This window comes from Desertimonas flava, assembly GCF_003426815.1.
In the GTDB taxonomy this organism is placed as follows: Bacteria; Actinomycetota; Acidimicrobiia; order Acidimicrobiales; family Ilumatobacteraceae; genus Desertimonas; species Desertimonas flava.
This window is the reverse complement of sequence record NZ_QKYK01000037.1, coordinates 34877-54126: the sequence shown is the minus strand read 5'-3', so window position 1 is coordinate 54126 and position 19250 is coordinate 34877. Positions and strand designations below refer to the sequence as shown.

Here is a 19250-nt window from a genome sequence, read left to right as displayed (position 1 = left end):
TCGCCTCGGCGGACCTGGCAAGCAGACCCACGCGGACTGAGATCCGGTCGCCCCCCGATCAACGATCCGACTCCGTCGGGGGTGCGGGAGGGGGCGGTAGCCCCCTCGCCTCGGCGGATCAGGCGAGCTTGCTCGCCCCGCCGCTGCAATTGGGTGCGGCGAAGCCGCTCCAAACAAACTCGCCGCAGGCGAGCGAGGGAGCGCAGCGACCGAAGCGAGCCGAGGACGACTACGCGCCGACGGCCTTCTTGAACTCGTCGAGCTTGCTCGTCTGCTCCCAGGTGAAGTTCGGCAGCGAGCGCCCGAAGTGACCGTAGGCGGCGGTGTCGCGGTAGATGGGCCGCTTGAGGTCGAGGTCGCGGACGATCGCGCCGGGGCGCAGGTCGAACACGTCGCGAACGGCCTGGACGATCTGGTCCTCGGGCACCGTGTGGGTGCCGAACGTCTCGACGAGGATGCTCATGGGGTGGGCGACGCCGATGGCGTAGGCCACCTGCACCTCGCAGCGGGAGGCGACGCCGGAGGCCACCACGTGCTTGGCCACCCAGCGCGCGGCGTAGGCGGCCGAGCGGTCCACCTTGCTCGGGTCCTTGCCGCTGAACGCACCGCCGCCGTGACGGCCCATGCCGCCGTACGTGTCGACGATGATCTTGCGGCCGGTGAGGCCGCAGTCGGCGTGCGGGCCGCCGAGCACGAACGTGCCGGTCGGGTTGACGTAGACGTCGTAGTCGTCGTCGGCGTACCGCTCGGGGATGATCGGGCGGATGACCTGCTCGATGAGGTCGGGCCGGATGACGGTGTCGCGGTCGATGCCCTCTTGGTGCTGGGTGGAGATCAGCACGGTCTTGAGCGCCACCGGGACGCCGTCCTCGTACTCGAACGTCACCTGGGTCTTGCCGTCGGGACGCAGATAGGGCACCTGGCCGGACTTGCGCACGGCGGACAGGCGCTCGGCGAGCCGATGGGCCGTCCAGATCGGCAACGGCATCAGGTCGTCAGTCTCGTTGCAGGCGTACCCGAACATCATGCCCTGGTCGCCGGCGCCCTGGGCGTTGATCTGGTCCTCGCCGGCGGTGCCGCCACGGAGCTCTTCAGACGTGTCGACGCCCTGGCCGATGTTCGGCGACTGCTCGTCGATGGACACGATCACACCGCAGGTGTTGCCGTCGAAGCCGTACATCGCGTCGTCGTAGCCGATCGACTTGATGGTCTCGCGGGCGAGCTTGGGGATGTCGACGTAGGCCGACGTGGTGATCTCACCGGCGACGACGCAGAGGCCGGTCGTCAGCAGCGTCTCACAGGCCACTCGACCGTTGGGGTCCTCGGCCAGGATGGCGTCGAGGACGGAGTCGCTGACCTGGTCGGCCATCTTGTCGGGGTGACCCTCGGTGACGCTTTCAGATGTGAACGTCCAACGGGACATGGAAGTGCTCGCTTTCGCTGCGGGGCCGAGTGAGCGCTGACGCCCTCGGGAACTACGGGGATGGATCAGGCGGTCTCGTCGCCGGCGGAGGCATCAGCCTCGCCGTCGGCGGCGTCCTCGGCGACTTCAGGCACCTCGGCCGGCTCCGTCCAGACGATCTTGTCCGCGGCGATCTCCTCGAACCCGATGCTGAGCGGCTTGCGCGACACCGACGACACCTGCGGGGGGACCATGTGTCCGAGTCCCTCGCCGAGCTGGTTGAAGTAGGCGTTGATGTTGCGCGCCCGCCGGGCCGCGAGTGTGACGAGCCCGAACTTCGAACCCACCCGGTCGAGGAGTTCCTCGATGGGCGGGTTGATCATCGTGTCGTGCGAGCGTTCCATGCGTGTGGGGTTCTCCTGCAAAAGACGGACGCGAGAGTTTACCTGTGCCGTCGTACCGAATTGCTGCTACCGGGCACGGGCGCGGTCGATGATGCGCAGCAGGTCGTTCACCGTCTCGTCGAGGTCGTCGTTGACGAGCACGTGGTCGGCGAGCTTGAGTCCCACCGGCTCTTCCGACTCCGCCTTGCGCAGCCGCTGGATCACCTTCGACTCGTGGTCGCCGCGCTCGCGCAGGCGGCGTTCCTGCTCGGTCCGGGTGGGTGGCAGCACGAACACGAGGATCGCCTCCGGGTGCTGCGCCTTCACCTGCTGGGCGCCGTCGACCTCGATCTCGAGCACGACGACGTCGCTCCCCGCGACCGGTTCGGGCGTCGGTGTGCCGTAGAGGTTGCCGAGGAACTCGGTCCACTCGAGAAAGCCGCCCGCGTCGATGCGCTGCTGGAACGCGTCGCGATCGACGAACACGTAGGCACCCTCGGGCTCGCCGTCGCGGCGTTCCCGAGTGGTCCATGAGCGCGACAGCCAGAGCCGCTGATCGCGGCTGACGAGGCGGTCAGCGATGGTGCTCTTCCCGACACCTCCAGGTCCGGAGATGACGACGGTGATCGGTCGGGAGTGAGAACCGTCTGTCACCCGAGAGCCGACAGCAGCGCCGACCGCTGCTGAGCGCCGAGACCCTGAACGCGACGGTTGTCGGCGATGCCGATGTCTTCCATCACCTTGCGGGCCTTGACCTTGCCGACTCCGGGCAGTGACTCGAGCAGCGACACGACCTTGAGCTTGCCGATGTTGGTGTCGTCGGAACCGAGGGCGTCGGCCAGCGACAGGGAACCCATCTTGAGACGGGCCTTGACTTCAGCACGCGCAGCGCGTGCCTCCTTCGCCTTTTCGAGGGCGGCAGCCCGCTGCTCTGGGCTGAGTGACGGAGGTGTAGCCATGGCGGTCAACGCTAGCGCGGCACTTGGGCCACTCCGGGGATATCGGGCCTGGTCAGTCGGTCGGGCCCGCCGGGACAAGTCAGGCCAACGGCCGCGCGCGCAGGCCGCGGAGCACCTTCAGGGGCGCCTTGGGGTCGGCGAACGTGGCCGTGCCGACCTGTACGGCGACGGCTCCAGCGAGGAGGAACTCGGTGGCATCCCACGCCGTGGCGACGCCACCGACACCGACGACCGGGAGCCCAGGGTGAGCCGTGGCGACGTCATTGACCGCCCGCACGGCGATCGGGTGGATGGCCGGACCCGACAGCCCGCCGCCCCCGGCGCCCAACGCCGGCGCTCCCGTGCACTCGTCGTACGCGAGTCCGAGGAGCGTGTTCACACACGTCACGGCCTCGGCCCCGGCGTCGCGAACGGCGCCAGCGACGGCGACGATCCTGTCGGTGTTGGGGCTGAGCTTCGCCCAGCACGGACGCCCGGCCACGTCCACGACGGCGGCGATCACCTCGGCGGCCCGGTCGGCGTGGTGGGCGAACATGCTGGTGCGCACGTCGCCGCCGTGGCCGTGACCGTCCGAGTGGAGGTTCGGGCAGGAGAGGTTGACCTCGACGGCGACCACACCTTCGGGGGCGGCAGACAGTTGGCGAGCGGCGTCGCGGTACTCGTCGACCGTGCGCCCCCAGATGCTGGCGACGACCGTGGCGCCGGCGGCCAGCAGCTCCGGCAGTCCGTGCTCGAGCCAGGCGGCGACGCCCGGGCCCTGCAGCCCGACGGCGTTGAGCATCCCCTTGGGGGTGGGACGCAGGCGCGGCGCGGGATTGCCGGCCCACTCGAACGCGGCCAACGACTTGACGACCACGGCGCCGAGCTCGGCGAGGTCGAACGCCCCGGCCAGTTCGGTGCTGTAGCCCGCAGTGCCCGATGCGGTCATCACCGGGTTGGCCAGGGCCACCGACCCGATCGTCACCGGCCCGGCGTTCATCTTGTGGCCGTTACGGTTGGTGCCAGGCACCAACCGTAACGCGACGGCGGATCGGCGTTCACCCGGCGTGCAGCTCCTGCAGCGAACGGACGTTGAGCGGGTGGCCGCGCTGCTCGGTGAGGCCTTGGACGACGACGAGGGCGGCGCTGATCGTGGTCACGCACGCCACCCCGTGCAACACCGACGCCTTGCGGATCTGCTCGCCGTCGGTGCGGCCGCCCCGGCCCTGGGGCGTGTTGACGACGAGCGTCACCTTGCCCGACGAGATCAGATCGACCGCCGTTTCGGGCGTGTCGTCGGCAGCCGGGGCCGCGTCGGCATCGTCGCGCAGTTCGTGAACCTTGGCGACGACGGAGTCGACGGGGAGGTCGAAGTTGGCCAGGTAACGGGCGGTGCCCTCGGTGGCCACGATGCCCATTCCCAGCTCGCGCAGGCGCTTGGCCACCACGAGGCCCGCCGGCTTGTCCCCGTCGGCAAGCGACAGGAACACCGTGCCCTCGGGCTCGAGGTCGGTCCCCGACGCCAGCTCGGCCTTGTGGAACGCCCGCCCGAAGGTCACGTCGATGCCCATCACCTCACCCGTGGAACGCATCTCGGGCCCGAGCGCGGGGTCGACCTCGGGAAAGCGCGAGAACGGGAGCACCGCCTCCTTCACAGCCACCGTCGCCCCGCTGAGCACCGACGACCGCAGCAGGCCCTCGTCGCGCAGCTCCGCCAGCGTGGCTCCCAGCATCACCCGGGTGGCCACCTTGGCGAGCGGCACACCGGTGGCCTTGGCGACGAACGGGACCGTCCGGCTGGCGCGCGGGTTGGCCTCGATCACGTAGACCGTGGTGCCGGCCACGGCGTACTGCACGTTGAGCAGCCCGCGGACGTCGAGACGATTGGCGATCGCCGCCGTGTAGGCCTCGATGACCTCCACGACCCACGGCGCCAGCGTGGGCGGCGGGATGGCGCAGGCGGAGTCGCCCGAGTGCACGCCGGCCTCCTCGACGTGCTCCATCACTCCGCCGATGAGCACCTCGCCGGTGTGGTCACGAACGGCGTCGACGTCCACCTCGACGGCGTTGCCCAGGAAGCGGTCGATCAGTACAGGCCGCTGCGCCGACAGGCCGCCTTCCCGGTTCAGCGAGCCGAGATCGCCCCAGATGGCCTGCAGCGCCTCGGCGAGCTGTGTCGCGTCGTGGACGATGCGCATCGCCCGGCCGCCGAGCACGTAGCTCGGGCGCACGAGCACCGGGAACCCGACCTCGTCGACGACGGCCAGCGCGCCCTCGAGATCGACAGCCGTGCCGCCGGGCGGCTGCGGGATGTTCAGCTCGTCGCAGATCGCGTTCCACTTCTCGCGGTCCTCGGCGGCGTCGATCGACGCCGCCGAGGTCCCCGCCACCAGGGTGGGGTCGAGCTCGGACGCCAGCTTGAGGGGCGTCTGACCGCCGAGGGCGACGATCACCTTCGGTGCCACTCCCCCAGCCGCCGCCGTCTCGGCGGCGATCACGTTGTGCACGTCCTCGGCCGTCAACGGCTCGAAGTACAGGCGGTCCGACGTGTCGTAGTCGGTGGACACGGTCTCGGGGTTGCAGTTGACCATGACGGTCTCGTAGCCGGCGTCGCGCAGGGCGAAACTCGCGTGCACACAGCAGTAGTCGAACTCGATGCCCTGCCCGATGCGGTTGGGACCCGAACCGAGGATGACGACGCGTGGCCGGTCGCTGTCGCGGACTTCGCTCTCGTCTTCCCACGTGGAGTAGTGGTACGGCGTCTCGGCGGCGAACTCGGCGGCGCAGGTGTCGACCGTCTTGTACGTCGGGACGATGCCGTGGCCGCTCCGTGCGGCGGCCACATCGTGAGCGCCGACGCCGAGGAGGTGGGCCACCTGCGTGTCGGAGAAGCCGAGCTGCTTGATGCGTCGCCAGTCGCTCTTGCCGAACGAGGCCAGGGCGTCGTCGCCCGTTCCGGCAGCCTCGATCTCGTGGCGCTGCTCGACGATGGCCAGCATCTGGTCGAGGAACCACTCGTCGATCCGGCAGACGTCGTGGAGATCGTCGACGTCGACGCCTCGCCGCAACAGCTCGCCGATCTGGAAGATGCGGTCTGGTGTCGGGACACCGATGCGCGCCAGTAGTTCATCGGTGGTGACGCCGTCGAGCCCGGCCTCGGCCGGGTCGGCGCCGAGGCCGAAGCGCCCGTGCTCGAGCGAGCGAAGGGCCTTCTGCAGGCTCTCGGGGAACGTGCGGCCGATCGCCATCACCTCTCCGACCGACTGCATCTGCGTGCCGAGCACGCCCGAGGTGCCGGGCAGCTTCTCGAAGGCCCAGCGCGGGACCTTCGTGACCACGTAGTCGATGACCGGCTCGAACGAGGCCGGCGTGACCTTGGTGATGTCGTTCTGGATCTCGTCGAGCGTGTAGCCGACGGCGAGTTTGGCCGCCATCTTGGCGATCGGGAAGCCGGTCGCCTTCGACGCCAGCGCGGACGAGCGAGAGACGCGCGGATTCATCTCGATGACCACCTGGCGCCCCGTGGCCGGGTCGAGGGCGAACTGCACGTTCGACCCCCCCGTCTCGACGCCGACCCGCCTGATGCAGGCGAAGGCGTCGTCGCGCATGCGCTGGTACTCGACGTCGCTGAGCGTCTGGGCCGGCGCCACCGTGATCGAGTCGCCGGTGTGTACGCCCATCGGGTCGAAGTTCTCGATCGAGCAGATGATGACGCAGTTGTCGGCGCGGTCGCGCATCACCTCGAGCTCGAACTCCTTCCAGCCGGCGATCGACTCCTCGATGAGGATCTCGCTGATCGGGCTGGCGGCGAGGCCGGCGGTGGCGAGGCGGCGGAACTCGTCGGGAGTCGATGCGATCCCGGTGCCGCGGCCCCCGAGGATGTAGGCGGGCCGGATGATGACGGGCAGACGAATCTCTTCGACAACTCGCATCGCTTCGTCGAGCGTGTGGGCGGTTCCCGACCGGGGCACGTCGAGACCGATCTCGATCATCGCCTGCTTGAAGCGCTCACGGTTCTCGGCGGTCTCGATGGCCGTGGCGTTGGCGCCGATCATCTCGGGCGTGCCGGCCACGCCGATCAGGCCGCGTCGGTGGAGCTCCATGGCGATGTTGAGGCCGGTCTGACCGCCGAGCGTGGGCAGCACGGCATCGGGCTGCTCGCGCTCGATGATGAGGGCGAGGACGTCGGGCGTGAGCGGCTCGATGTAGGTCCGGTCGGCGAAGTCCGGGTCGGTCATGATCGTCGCCGGGTTCGAGTTGGCGAGGACCACGCGGTAGCCCTCCTCGCGGAGCACGCGGCAGGCCTGCGTGCCCGAGTAGTCGAACTCGCAGGCCTGACCGATCACGATCGGCCCCGAGCCGATCACGAGGATCGTGTGCAGATCGTCGCGCCTCGGCATCAGACGCTCCCCCCACACGAGCCGGCCGACGGGAGGGTATTTACCCACCGCGACGACCGGAGGGTAGATACCGGACGCTTCGGTGGGGTATGTACCCTCCGGTCCGGCGAGATCGTGGGCAAATACCCTCCCCTGGTGGTGGTCGTGACAGGCATCAGGCGACGCCCTTCTCGGGCTGGGGCAGGGCGGAGTCGTCGATCCCGCCCCGGTACATGAACCACGACGGCTCACCGCCGCTGCGCCGCATCGTCATACGGTGGACGAAGCGCTCGAACAGGTAGGCGCTCTCGTGCGGGCCGGGACCGGCTTCGGGATGGTGCTGCACGCTGAAGGCGTCGGCCTCGTCGGCCTGCAGGCCCTCGCACACCCTGTCGTTGAGGTTCACGTGGGTCAGCGAGGCGATGCCGTCGAGGTCGTCGATCGCCACCGCGAAGTTGTGGTTCTGGCTGGTGATCTCGATCTTGCCCGTGGTCAGGTCCTTCACCGGATGGTTGGCGCCGTGGTGACCGAACGGCAGCTTCACCGTCTCGGCGCCGAGCGCCCGGCCGAGCAACTGGTGGCCGAGGCAGATCCCGAAGATCGGAACGCCCGAGCCGAGCAGGCCGGTGATCGCCTCGGTGGCGCCGGCGACGCAGGCAGGATCGCCGGGACCGTTCGACAGGAAGATGCCGTCGGGATCGCGGGCCAGCACATCGGCGGCGCTCGTCGAGGCCGGCACCACCTCGACCCGGCCGTACCGGGCGAGATGCCGCAAGATCGTCCGCTTGATACCGAAGTCGTAGGCGACGATGGAGAAACCGCCGGATCCGGCTTCCACGACGTAGGGCTCGGGCGTGGTGACCTCGGCGACGAGATCGATGCCGTCGGTGCCGGGTTCGGCCGCGGCGGCCGCAGCCACGGTGTCGACGTCCTCGGCCCGACCGATGGCGCCGGGTATCGCACCCGTGTCGCGGATCAGGCGGGTGAGGCGGCGGGTGTCGATTCCGGCGATGCCGGGAACGCCGTAGGTGGTGAGCATGGCGTCGAGTGACGCTTGCGACCTCCGGTTGTTGGGCCGGCGGGAGAGGTCGCGCACGACCACGCCGCGGCAGAACAGCCCTCGTGACTCGAAGTCGGTGAGGTTCACGCCGTAGTTGCCGATGTGCGGGTTGGTGAACGTGATGATCTGGCCGGCGTAGCTGGGGTCGGTGACGATCTCCTGGTAGCCCGACAGCGCCGTGTTGAAGACCACTTCGCCCGACGCCGCGCCGGCGGGCAGGGCGCCGAACAGCTCTCCCTCGAAGACCGAGCCGTCGGCCAGGACCAAGACCCCCTCCGGACGACGTTCCCGCATGTTCATGCGTTCCATTGTATGTTCATTCATTCGCTTCTGACTCATCGGGTTGCTGTCCCCGTGTCGACGGTTGCCACACCGTGCAGCAGGGTGTGCCGGACGCGACCGCGCAGCGGACGACCGGCGAACGGTGTGTTGTGGCTGCGGCTGGCCAGCCGCGCCGGCACCACCTCCCACTCGGCGGCCGGGTCGAACACCACGAGGTTGGCCGGCGCGCCCGGCTCCAGCGCCCGGCCGTGCTCCTCGTCGAGCCGGGCGATCGCCGCCGGCTTCCAGGACAGGGCCGCCACGATGTCGACCAGCGACATCCCGGCGTCGGACAGGATCGGCAGGCACACGCCGAGCGCCGTCTCGAGGCCCACCATCCCCGGCGGTGCCTCGTCGAGCGGGCGTTCCTTGTGGTCGGCAGGGTGAGGGGCGTGGTCGGTGGCGATGGCATCGATCGTGCCGTCGGCGAGGCCGGCGACGAGCGCCTCGATGTCGGCCATCGTCCGCAACGGCGGGTTCACCTTGTAGGTGGCATCGAAGCTGCGTAGCTGCTCGTCGGTGAGGCTCAGGTGGTGCGGCGTGGCCTCGGCGGTCACCGGTAGCCCGTCCGCCTTGGCCCGGCGCACCAGCTCGACGCTGCCGGCGGTGGACAGGTGGAGGACGTGGATCCGGGCGCCGGTGAGCCGGGCCAGCTCGATGTCGCGGTGCACCATCAGCTCCTCGGCCAGCGCCGGCCAACCGGGAACGCCGAGCTCGCTGCAGCAGCGACCCTCGTGCATCACCGCGCCCCTCGTCAGCGCCGACACCTCGCAGTGCTGGGCGAGCACCATGTCGAGGCCGGTGGAGTACTCCATCGCCCGGCGCATGAGCTGGGGGTCCTGCACACCTGCGCCGTCATCGGTGAAGATCCGAACCCCCGCCTCGACCAGCTCGCCGAAGGGCGCCAGCCGCTCGCCTGCGCGCCCGACGGTGATGCAACCGCTCGGCCGCACGTCGCATAGACCGGCGCGCTCCCCCGCCGCCCGCACAAAGTCGACCACGGCGCGGGAGTCGGCGGCCGGATCGGTGTTGGGCATCGCCACCACCGCGGTGTACCCACCGAGCGCCGCGGCGCGGCTGCCGGTCTCGATCGTCTCGGCCTCCTCGTGACCCGGCTCGCGGAGGTGCGTGTGGAGGTCGACGAAGCCCGGCGCGACGACGCACCCGGACGCGTCGATGGTGTCGGCGCCGGGCATGCGGAGCTTGTCGCCCACGGCCTTCACCACGCCGTCGTCGACGAGCACGTCGGCCGGGCGGTCGCCGTTCTGGTCGACGACCCGGCCGCCGGCGATCACGATGGCCGTCATCGGCGGCCTCCTCGACGATCTGGGCGCGAGTCGTGACGGTGAGCGTCACGATCCTCGCCCAGATCGGGGAATGGCACGATTCGCGCCCAGATGCTCATGCGGTTGCCTCCTCGGAGACCAGGCCGGTCATGGTGGTGGTCGGGCCGGCGAGCAGATCGAAGAGAACGGCCATGCGCACCGCCACCCCGTTGGCCACCTGCCGGGTGATCAGCGCGCCCGGCAGCTCGGCCGGGTCGACCTGGATCTCCACGCCCCGGTTCATCGGACCCGGGTGCATCACCAGGGCGTGCTCGCCGAGCCGGCGCGCCCGCTCAGGGGTGAGGGCGAACCGGGCGCTGTACTCGCGGATGGTCGGCACCAATGTCCCCATCGCACCCTTCGGCGCTCCGGCATCGGAGATGCGCTCGTTCTGCATGCGCAGCAGGTACAGCACGTCGATCTCGTCGATCACGGCGTCGAGGTCGCTCGTCACCTCGACGCCGGTCGGGAGCTCCGGCGGCAGCAGCGTGCGCGGCGCGACCAGCGTGACGTCGGCGCCGAGGGCGCAGAACACCTCGACGTTGCTGCGCGCCACCCGGGAGTGCTTGATGTCGCCGACGATCGCCACCCGGACGCCGTCGAACGTGGTGCCGGCGCCTCCGCGCCCGAGCGCGCCCCGCACGGTGTACGCATCGAGCAGGGCCTGCGTCGGATGGGCGTGCCAGCCGTCGCCGCCGTTGATGATGCTCGCCTCGGTCCAGCGGGTGACCTGCCACGGGGCACCGCTCGAACGGTGCCGGATGACGAAGGCGTCGACGCCCATCGCGGCGACGGTCTCGATGGTGTCGCGCAGGCTCTCGCCCTTGTTCACGCTCGACGAACCGACCGAGAACGTCATCACGTCGGCCGACAGCCGCTTCGCCGCCGTCTCGAACGACAGCCGCGTCCGCGTCGAGTCTTCGAAGAAGAGGTTGCACACGGTGCGGCCACGCAGGGCCGGCACCTTGGGGTTGGGCCGCTGGTTCACCGCCACCATGTGGTCGGTGAGATCGAGGACACGTTGCACGCCGGCCGCACCGAACTCGGCGATCGACAGGAGGTGCCGGGCCGTCACGACGTGCCGCCGGTCGCCTCGCCCGAGCTGATCACCACCCCGTCGGCCGTCGCCTCGACGTCCTCGGAGGTGCTCGTTGGCAGGTTCTTGCCGACGTAGTCGGGGCGGATCGGCAGCTCCCGGTGCCCGCGGTCCACGAGGACGGCGAGCTGCACAGCTCGGGGCCGGCCGTAGTCGGCGAGGGCGTCGAGCGCGGCACGAACGGTGCGACCGGTGTAGAGCACGTCGTCGACGAGCACGACGGTCGCCCCGTCGATGGGCACGGGAAGATCGCTCGGGGCCGACGGACTGACGGGCCGCAGGCCGATGTCGTCGCGGTAGAGGGCGGCATCCACCTTGCCGACGGGTACCGCCCGGTCGATGCGCTCGATCTCGGCGCCGAGCGCCTCGGCGAGCCAGACCCCGCCGCGCTGGAGGCCGACGATGACCACACCGTCGAGTCCCCGGTTGCGCTCGATGATCTCGTGGGCAATGCGGGTGAGGGCCCGACGAACGTCGTCGGGGCCGAGGACGTGCTTCAGCACGCGGCCGGTGTCGGTCATGAGTTCCTCCGTACGGGCCTCACGGGACCCGCTTCACGGTGCGGTTGGTCGGGTGTGGAGCGTAGCACTGCGGCCGCCGACCCACCCGGCCGGCAGCTGTGCACATCGGCACCTCCCGCAGGCGCTCCTATCCGACCGGAGTCGTGGTGGCCACCGTCTGGGCGCCGGGCGACGTGGCGCTGCTCGAGGGTGTCGCCGGCGGCACGGTCGCCGTCGGGGCCATTCCCGGCAGCGTGGCGCCGATGGCGGCGTGGGGGTAGTTGGCCAGCATCCCCGCCGCGGTGCCCAGCCCGGCGGCCGGCCGCGGCACCTCGGTGGTGCAGTTGGGCTCGAGGGCGACGCCGTCGGGTCCCGGCTCCACCCGACGGGCGACGAAGATCTTCGACTCGGTGAGCAGGTCCTCGTCGAGCAGCTCGAAGTCGCCCTCGGGGGCGATGATCGCGGCGAGGAACGCCGTCGTGGCTGCGTCGTTCTCGTAGTAGGCGTAGTCGAGCACGATGTAGTCCACCTCGGACGCGCTCGGGAAGTTGGTGCAGTCGGCCTGCGTCGGCAGCTCGTTGCCCCAGTACGCCGGCCAGAAGGGGTTGGGGAAGTCGTAGCTCCCGCGGCGGTGGGCGAGGTGCGGGCCGAAGTTGTACGACGACGAGACCACGGCGTCGGAGGGGATCATCGCCAGCGCCGCGTCGAACGCGTCCCGGCGCGGGTTGTCCTGGAACCAGATGCCGCTATAGCGGTCGCTGATCGGCGACGACGACCACGCCACGTTGGTGGCGTAGGAGGAGCCGAGCAACCCGCACACGGCGAGGACCTTGAGCACCACCGCGGTCGACGGGCCGGCCCCGAGCGCGGCGGCGACGCGGCGGGCGATCGACCGCAGGTTCGCCGCGCCTTCGATGCTGGCGATGAAGATCGGGGCGATCATGACCGACGTGTACTGGAACCAGATCTGGCGGGCGTACGGCGAGTCCCCGATCACGCTCGCCAGCAACTGCGGCGCCGCCATGAGCAGGTGCAACGGGGCGAGGAGCGGCAGCCAGCCGACGGGCCAGGCGAGCTGTTTGTAGAAGGTGAGGCGATCGTGCTGGACGGCGTCGCTGATCACGCGGTTGGGGTGCCGCACGATGTTCTCGACGATGCCCGAGAAGCTGCCACCCCAGCGGCCGTAGAACATCTTGAGGTAGAAGGCCGAGTCACCATCGTTGAAGTGCGGGATGATCAGCTGCGTCGACACGGCGTACCAGGCGATGCCCAGCACGACGGTGGCCAGCGCCATCTTGGCGACGCGCTGACCGTCGTCCTTGCGCCAGTTGGCCACCCCGAGCACGATGCCGAGCATGATCACCGCCAGCGCCGTGTCCTCGCGCATGCCCATGGCGATGACGAGGCAGACGAAGAACCAGCGCCAACGACGCTGCATGGCGCAGTACCAGGCGAACAGGAACGGCGCGATCACCAACGCCTCGGGGTGGAAGTCGCGCTGGTTGATGTTCTGCAGCGGCGCGTACATCAGGTACACGGCGGCGAACAGCAGGCCGATCGACGGCTTGCCCAGCCTGGCCTTGGCGATGAGATACACCGGCAAGGCCCCGAGGGCGATCCCGAACGACTGCACGACGAACAGGAACTCGGGTCCGGCGCCGAGGCGGTAGAACGGCGCGAAGACGAGGGCGACGAGTGTGACGTGGTGGCCCCACACGTCCATGCCGCGCACCGACATGAACGTGTCGCCGAAGCGGGAGACGAGCCAGAACGCCTGGTCGTAGATCGCCAGGTCGAACGCCCAGTTGCCGTAGTTGTGGTAGTTGCGGATGCTGAGCGTGGCGAAGATGCCCGTGTACAGCACGATCCCGGCCAGGGTGAGACCGAGGCAGAGGGGCGACGAGGTCTCGCGCAGGATGGCGACGGTCCGTCGGGTGCCCGACGTCAGGCTCGCCGCCCACCGATCCGTCCGCCCGCGGGCCGACCCGGAGGCGCCGACAGCCACCGGCGACGCGGCGGCGTCTCCGGCCGCCGGAGCCGTGTCAGCCGGCGCCATCACTCCGCAACTCGGGGGCGAGTGACGACAGGACGCCGTTCACGAACCGCCCGCTGTTGTCGGTGGAGAACCGCTTGGCCAGCTCGACCGCCTCGTCGATCACCACGGCGATCGGCACGTCGGGCCGATCGATCAGCTCGTACGCGGCGATGCGCAGCACGTTGACGTCGAGCACGGGCATGCGCTGCAGCGTCCAACCGCCCCCCTCGGCGTTCTGCGTCTTGGCGGCGATCGCCGCGTCGATGCGCTGGCGATGGGCGACGACGCCCTCGACCAGCTGCACGGTCAGCGGCTCGGGGGCGACGAGCTGGGCGGCGAGCACGTCGGCCGGGGCCACGTCCTTCTGGGCAGCCTCGTACAGGAGGTACAGCGCCCGCTCCCGAGCATCTGACCTGCGGTCGCTCGGCACGACTCAGACGCGGGTGATGTAGTCGCCGGACCGGGTGTCGACGCGGACCTTGTCGCCGACGTTCACGAACAGCGGGACCTGGATGGTCTTGCCCGTCTCCAGCTCGGCCGGCTTGCGGGCGCCCGACACGCGGTCGCCCTGCACGCCGGGCTCGGTGTTGGCCACGGTGAGCTCGACCGACGCGGGGATCTCGACGTCGACGATCTCGCCCTGGAACTGGGCGATCTGGGCAACGGCCTGCTCGACGAGGTAGTCGGCCGCCGTGCCGAGCTGGGCCGGCGGGATCGCCAGCTGGTCGTAGGTCGACGTGTTCATGAAGATGTAGTCGTCGCCGTCGCGGTAGAGGAACTGCATGTCCTGGCGCTCGACGATGGCCTGCTCGACGCGGATGCCGGCGTTGAACGTGCGCTCGAGCACGGCACCGGTGCGCACGTTGCGCAGCTTGGTGCGCACGAAGGCGCCGCCCTTGCCCGGCTTCACGTGCTGGAACTCGACGACCTGGAACAGGCCGTTGTCGAGCTCGAGCGTGATCCCGTTCTTCAGGTCGTTGGTGGTGATGGCAGGCATGGGGCGTCCTTCAAGCTGAGGTCACGGGACAGATGGGTCAGGGGTTCGCAGCCCGTCGCGGTGACGGAGACGAGGTCCTCGATGCGGAACCCGCCGAATCCGTCACGATAGAGGCCGGGCTCGACCGTCACCACGTCGCCCTCCATCAGCACGTCGGTGGAGGTCGCCGACTCGAACGGGTCCTCATGGATCAGCAGGCCGACGCCGTGCCCGGTCCCGTGCAGGTACCAATCCTCGACGTCGGCGGCCCGGAACACGTCGCGGCACACCGTGTCGACGTCGACCGCCTTCACGCCGGCGGCGACCGCAGCCAGCCCGGCGGCCTGCGCCTCGCGGACGATGTCGAAGATCTCCTGCTGGCGAGCGGTCGGCGCCCCGACGACGAACGACCTGGTCATGTCGGAGTGGTAGTCGTCGACCAGCGCTCCCACGTCGATGACGACCGTGTCGCCCTCGACGATCGTGCGGCGACCGGTGTGGTGATGGGGGCGGGCGGCGTGCGTCGGGCCGCTGGCGACGATGGTGTCGTAGCTCGGCCCGTCGGCCCCGTAGCGGCGCATGCGGTACTCGAGCTCGTCGCGCACGTCGGCCTCGGTGGGGTGGTCGGCGAGCATCGGGTGGACGACCGTGAGGGCGCGGTCGGCGATCGCCGCCGCGGTGGCGATGCGGGCCACCTCTCCGGCGTCCTTCACGCGGCGGCAGGCGGCGATCGTGTTGCCGGCCGGCTCGAGTGGGAGCTGGTCGGCAAAGGCCGTCCACGCCGCGTGCGTGAGGTGACCGTCCTCGGCCAGCACGACGGCACCGGGGCCCGCCGATGCCGTGGCGGCGCCGACGACGGCGTCGGCGATCTCGGCGCGCACACGGCGGGCGTCGATGTCGACGAGGCCGTCGAGGCCGGCGGCGGCGAGGTCGGACGCGGCCCGGTCGGCGTAGCGGTAGTCGGTGACCAGGACGATGCGGTCGGGGCCGATGACCACCCAGCCGAGCGACCCGGCGAAGCCGACGAGCCAGCGGATGTTGGCGGGGTCGGACACGATGGCCGTGCGCCCGTCGAGCGCCTCGCGCACCAGGGCCGGCCGCCGCAGGAAGTCACACGGCACCAGGCCCTCGAGCACGTTCACCCCGCCATCCTCGCGCACCGCGCCGAAATCCCGATTCTCAGGCGTCTGCGGTCGCGATTTCGCGACGAGGGCGGTACAAGAGTTTGAAGCGCGGCCCGACGGGTTGCGCGAAGCAAACGTGCGTTCGATACTGGGGAGGTGGGGTTCAACAACCCGGACTGGACGTGGCAGGAGCTCGAGGCGGCGCTCTCCGGCCGCGACAACGCTCCAGGAGCTCGCGGACGGGATGGTCGCGGCCCGGGATCGCCGTCGTGGAACGCCGGTGGTGACGGACCAGCGTGGAGCCGGCGCCGCCAGCCGTTCGAACCACCGCCGGGTCTGTCCGGCGCCCGCTCGACCCACGATGCCGTTCCGTACGCCGAGCTGCACTGCCACTCCAGCTACTCGTTCCTCGACGGCGCCTCCCATCCCGAAGAGCTGGCCACCGAGGCGGCGCGACTGGGTCTCGAGGCACTCGCCCTCACCGACCACAACGGCTTCTACGGCATCGTCCGCTTCGCCGAGGCCGCCCGCGCCGTCGGCCTGCCGACGATCTTCGGCACCGAGCTCACGCTGGAGCCCGGCAGTGGCACCGGAGGTGCCCGGGGCGGCGACGGACAGCTGCGCCTGTTCCGCCCGGAGGCCGAGACCACCACCCAGACCAAGACCGGCCGGGTTCCCGACGCCACCGCGCCCGACCCGCACGGCGAGCACCTGCTGCTGATCGCCGACGGTCCCGATGGCTACGCCCGCATCTCCCGCGCCATCAGCCTCGGTCACCTCGCCGGCGAGAAGGGGGCGCCGCAGTTCACGATGGCCGATGTCGCCGACACCGTGGCCGGCCACGCCTGGGTCCTCACCGGATGCCGCAAGGGCGCCGTCCCCGCCGCGCTCGTCGCCGACGGCCCGGCCGCCGCCGGCCGGCGCCTCGAGCAGCTGATCGACGCCTTCGGCCGCGACCGCGTCCTCGTCGAGTTGTGGGACCACGGCGACCCGCTCGACTCGGCCCGCAACGACGCCCTGGCCGAGCTCGCCCATCGCCACGGCGTCGACTGCGTCGCCACCACCAACGCCCACTACGCCACCCCCGACCAGCGACGCCTCGCCACGGCGCTGGCGGCGGTGCGGTCACGGCGCAGCCTCGCCGAGATCGATCCGTGGCTGCCGGCATCGGCCGGTGCCCATCTGCGTTCGGGTCGTGAGCAGGAACGCCGCTTCGCCCGCTACCCGGGCGTCGTCGCCCTCGCCGCCGAGATCGGCCGGGCGGCGGCGTTCGACTTGCGTCTCGTCGCCCCGTCGCTCCCGCCGTTCGACTGCCCGCCCGACCCCGATCACGCCGGTGGTCGGCTCAGCGAGATGGAGTACCTGCGACGGCTCGTCGAGGAGGGCGGCCGCCTGCGCTACGGACCGCGTCCGGCTCCCGGTGCCGATCCGAACTCCTTCCTCGCCAGGGCTTGGCACACGCTCGACCGCGAGCTGGCGATCATCGAGCACCTGGGATTCGCCGGCTACTTCCTCGTCGTCTGGGACATCGCCCGCTTCTGTCGCGAGCACGACATCTTGTGTCAGGGACGCGGCTCGGCGGCCAACTCGGCGGTCTGTTACGCCCTCCAGGTCACCGCCGCCGACGCGGTGAAGCTCGGACTGCTGTTCGAGCGCTTCCTCTCCCCGGAACGTGATGGTCCGCCCGACATCGACATCGACATCGAGAGTTCCAGAAGAGAAGAGGTGATCCAGTACGTCTACGCCAAGCACGGCCGCCACCACACGGCCCAGGTGGCCAACGTCATCACCTACCGGGCCCGTTCGGCGATCCGCGACATGGCCAAGGCCCTCGGCTACTCCCCCGGCCAGCAGGACGCCTGGGCCAAGCGCATCGACGGCTGGGGCACCGTGGCCGTCACCCGGGCCCAGCAGGAGAGCAACCAGATCCCGACCGAGGTGCTCGACCTCGCCGCCCAGCTGGAGGACGCGCCACGGCACCTCGGCATCCACTCGGGCGGGATGGTGATGTGCGACCGTCCGGTCATCGAGGTCTGCCCGGTCGAGTGGGGGCGGATGAAGGACCGCTCGGTGCTGCAGTGGGACAAGGACGACTGCGCGGCGGCCGGGCTGGTGAAGTTCGACCTGCTCGGGCTCGGGATGCTGACGGCGATCCACGGCGCCATCGACCTCGTGCGCGAACACCGTGGCTACACGATCGACATCGCCCACCTCCCCCAGGAGGACGAGGTGTACGACATGTTGTGCCGCGCCGACACGGTGGGCGTGTTCCAGATCGAGTCGCGGGCCCAGATGGCCACGCTGCCCCGGCTCAAGCCCCGCGAGTTCTACGACCTCGTGGTCGAGATCGCCCTCATCCGACCCGGGCCGATCCAGGGCGGATCGGTGCATCCCTACATCCGGCGTCGCAACGGCGAGGAACCGACCACCTACGCCCACCCGCTGCTGGAGAAGAGCCTGAAGAAGACGCTCGGCGTGCCGCTGTTCCAGGAGCAGTTGATGCAGATGGCGATCGACGTCGCCGGGTTCACGCCGGCCGAGTCCGACGAGCTGCGCCAGGCGATGGGGTCGAAGCGCTCGGCGGCGCGCATGGAGCAGCTGCGCGAGCGCCTCTACGCCGGCATGGCCGAGCGCGGCATCACCGGCGACATCGCCGACGAGCTGTACGTGAAGATGAAGGCGTTCGCCAACTACGGCTTCCCCGAGTCACACTCGGTGTCGTTCGCCTACCTCGTGTACGCCTCGTCGTGGATCAAGTACCACGAACCGGCCGCCTTCTGCGCGGCGCTGCTCAACGCCCAACCGATGGGGTTCTGGAGCCCACACAGCCTGGTGCGCGACGCCCGCCGCCACGGCGTCGAGGTCCGCACGCCCGACCTCAACCTCTCCCGCGCCGGCGCCTCGCTGGAGCCGTGCGGGCGACCGGAGGGTATTTGCCCCACCGAAGCGTCAGGTCTTCACCCTCCGGATGCGGCGGTGGGGACACACCCTCCCGATGTTCTGGCCGTGCGCCTGGGGTTGTCGTCGGTGCGGGGCGTGGGTGACGAGATCGCCGAGGAGATCGAACGGGTGCGCAACGAGGACGGCCCGTTCCGCGATCCCGAGGATCTGGTGCGGCGCGTGCCGGCGCTCACGCTGCCGCAACTGGAGGCGATGGCGACCGCCGGGGTGTTCGGCAGCTTCGGGCTGGAGCGGCGCCAGGCACTGTGGGCCGTCGGCGCCGTGGCCCAGTCACGGCCCGGCCGCCTCGCCGGGGTGGTCACCGGATCGGCACCGCCGCAGCTCCCAGGTATGACGCCGGCGACCGAGGCGATCGCCGATCTCTGGTCGACGGGCATCTCCCCCGACGGTCATCCCACGGTGTTCGTGCGCGAACGACTGGCGGCCCAGGGCGTCGTCACCGCCACGGATCTCCGGCGCATCCGCCCGGGATCGCACGTCACGGTGGCCGGCGTCGTCACCCACCGCCAGCGGCCGATGACGGCGCAGGGCATCACGTTCCTCAACCTCGAGGACGAGACCGGCCTCATCAACGTCGTCGTGTGGAAGCAGAAGTGGGCGCAGTACCGCCGTGTCGCCCAGGAGGCCCCGGCGATGCTGGTCCGCGGCCGGCTCGAGCGAGCCGAAGGCGTGATCAACATCGTCGCCGACCACCTCGAACGCCTCCAGGTCCCCGGCGCCGGCTTCCACACCAGCCGCGACTTTCATTGA

General features: G+C 70.3%; 15 protein-coding genes. 1 reads left to right on the top strand and 14 read right to left on the bottom strand.

The features are described 5' to 3' along the window. Window positions 1-229 precede the first annotated feature (229 nt). The 14 genes from metK to DN771_RS25820 form a co-directional block, all read right to left on the bottom strand. The gene (gene metK, locus DN771_RS25885; RefSeq protein ID WP_117000463.1) at window positions 230-1423 is read right to left on the bottom strand and encodes a methionine adenosyltransferase; all 1194 of its coding nucleotides are present in this window, start codon (window positions 1421-1423) and stop codon (window positions 230-232) included. A 65-nt stretch (window positions 1424-1488) separates the two neighbouring features. After that, entirely contained in the window at window positions 1489-1806 is a 318-nt protein-coding gene (rpoZ, locus tag DN771_RS25880) for a DNA-directed RNA polymerase subunit omega (protein ID WP_205528782.1), read from the bottom strand. A gap of 66 nt (window positions 1807-1872) precedes the next feature. Then, window positions 1873-2439 (bottom strand): guanylate kinase, encoded by a 567-nt coding sequence (gene gmk / locus DN771_RS25875; RefSeq protein ID WP_117000462.1) that lies wholly within the window; start codon window positions 2437-2439, stop codon window positions 1873-1875. After that, window positions 2436-2744: an integration host factor, actinobacterial type gene (gene mihF, locus DN771_RS25870; RefSeq protein WP_117000461.1), complete on the bottom strand. Its 309-nt coding sequence runs from the start codon at window positions 2742-2744 to the stop codon at window positions 2436-2438. Before mihF ends, gmk begins: the two co-directional genes overlap by 4 nt. Window positions 2745-2823: 79 nt before the next feature. Then, window positions 2824-3753, bottom strand: a complete 930-nt coding sequence (locus tag DN771_RS25865; RefSeq protein ID WP_227462483.1) for a dihydroorotate dehydrogenase — start codon at window positions 3751-3753, stop codon at window positions 2824-2826. Between the two features lie 28 nt (window positions 3754-3781). Further along, window positions 3782-7123 carry a carbamoyl-phosphate synthase large subunit gene (gene carB, locus DN771_RS25860; RefSeq protein WP_117000470.1) on the bottom strand — a complete coding sequence of 1114 codons (3342 nt, stop codon included), beginning with the start codon at window positions 7121-7123 and terminating at the stop codon, window positions 3782-3784. A 154-nt stretch (window positions 7124-7277) separates the two neighbouring features. Next, window positions 7278-8462: a glutamine-hydrolyzing carbamoyl-phosphate synthase small subunit gene (gene carA, locus DN771_RS25855; RefSeq protein ID WP_227462482.1), complete on the bottom strand. Its 1185-nt coding sequence runs from the start codon at window positions 8460-8462 to the stop codon at window positions 7278-7280. Between the two features lie 35 nt (window positions 8463-8497). After that, a complete protein-coding gene (locus tag DN771_RS25850; protein WP_117000459.1) occupies window positions 8498-9790 on the bottom strand; it encodes a dihydroorotase in 1293 nt (430 codons plus the stop codon). Between the two features lie 94 nt (window positions 9791-9884). Continuing rightward, window positions 9885-10883 carry an aspartate carbamoyltransferase catalytic subunit gene (locus DN771_RS25845; protein WP_117000458.1) on the bottom strand — a complete coding sequence of 333 codons (999 nt, stop codon included), beginning with the start codon at window positions 10881-10883 and terminating at the stop codon, window positions 9885-9887. Next, a complete protein-coding gene (pyrR, locus tag DN771_RS25840; RefSeq protein ID WP_117000457.1) occupies window positions 10880-11425 on the bottom strand; it encodes a bifunctional pyr operon transcriptional regulator/uracil phosphoribosyltransferase PyrR in 546 nt (181 codons plus the stop codon). Before pyrR ends, DN771_RS25845 begins: the two co-directional genes overlap by 4 nt. A 127-nt stretch (window positions 11426-11552) precedes the next feature. Continuing rightward, window positions 11553-13460: a DUF2079 domain-containing protein gene (locus DN771_RS25835; protein WP_117000456.1), complete on the bottom strand. Its 1908-nt coding sequence runs from the start codon at window positions 13458-13460 to the stop codon at window positions 11553-11555. Next, window positions 13447-13869 (bottom strand): transcription antitermination factor NusB, encoded by a 423-nt coding sequence (nusB, locus tag DN771_RS25830; protein WP_117000455.1) that lies wholly within the window; start codon window positions 13867-13869, stop codon window positions 13447-13449. Before nusB ends, DN771_RS25835 begins: the two co-directional genes overlap by 14 nt. A 3-nt stretch (window positions 13870-13872) precedes the next feature. Continuing rightward, entirely contained in the window at window positions 13873-14436 is a 564-nt protein-coding gene (gene efp / locus DN771_RS25825; RefSeq protein WP_117000454.1) for an elongation factor P, read from the bottom strand. Then, entirely contained in the window at window positions 14409-15557 is a 1149-nt protein-coding gene (locus DN771_RS25820; protein WP_162942416.1) for a M24 family metallopeptidase, read from the bottom strand. Before DN771_RS25820 ends, efp begins: the two co-directional genes overlap by 28 nt. A 138-nt stretch (window positions 15558-15695) precedes the next feature. Here DN771_RS25820 and DN771_RS25815 point away from each other — a divergent pair, with 138 nt between their 5' ends. Next, window positions 15696-19250: an error-prone DNA polymerase gene (locus DN771_RS25815; protein ID WP_117000453.1), complete on the top strand. Its 3555-nt coding sequence runs from the start codon at window positions 15696-15698 to the stop codon at window positions 19248-19250.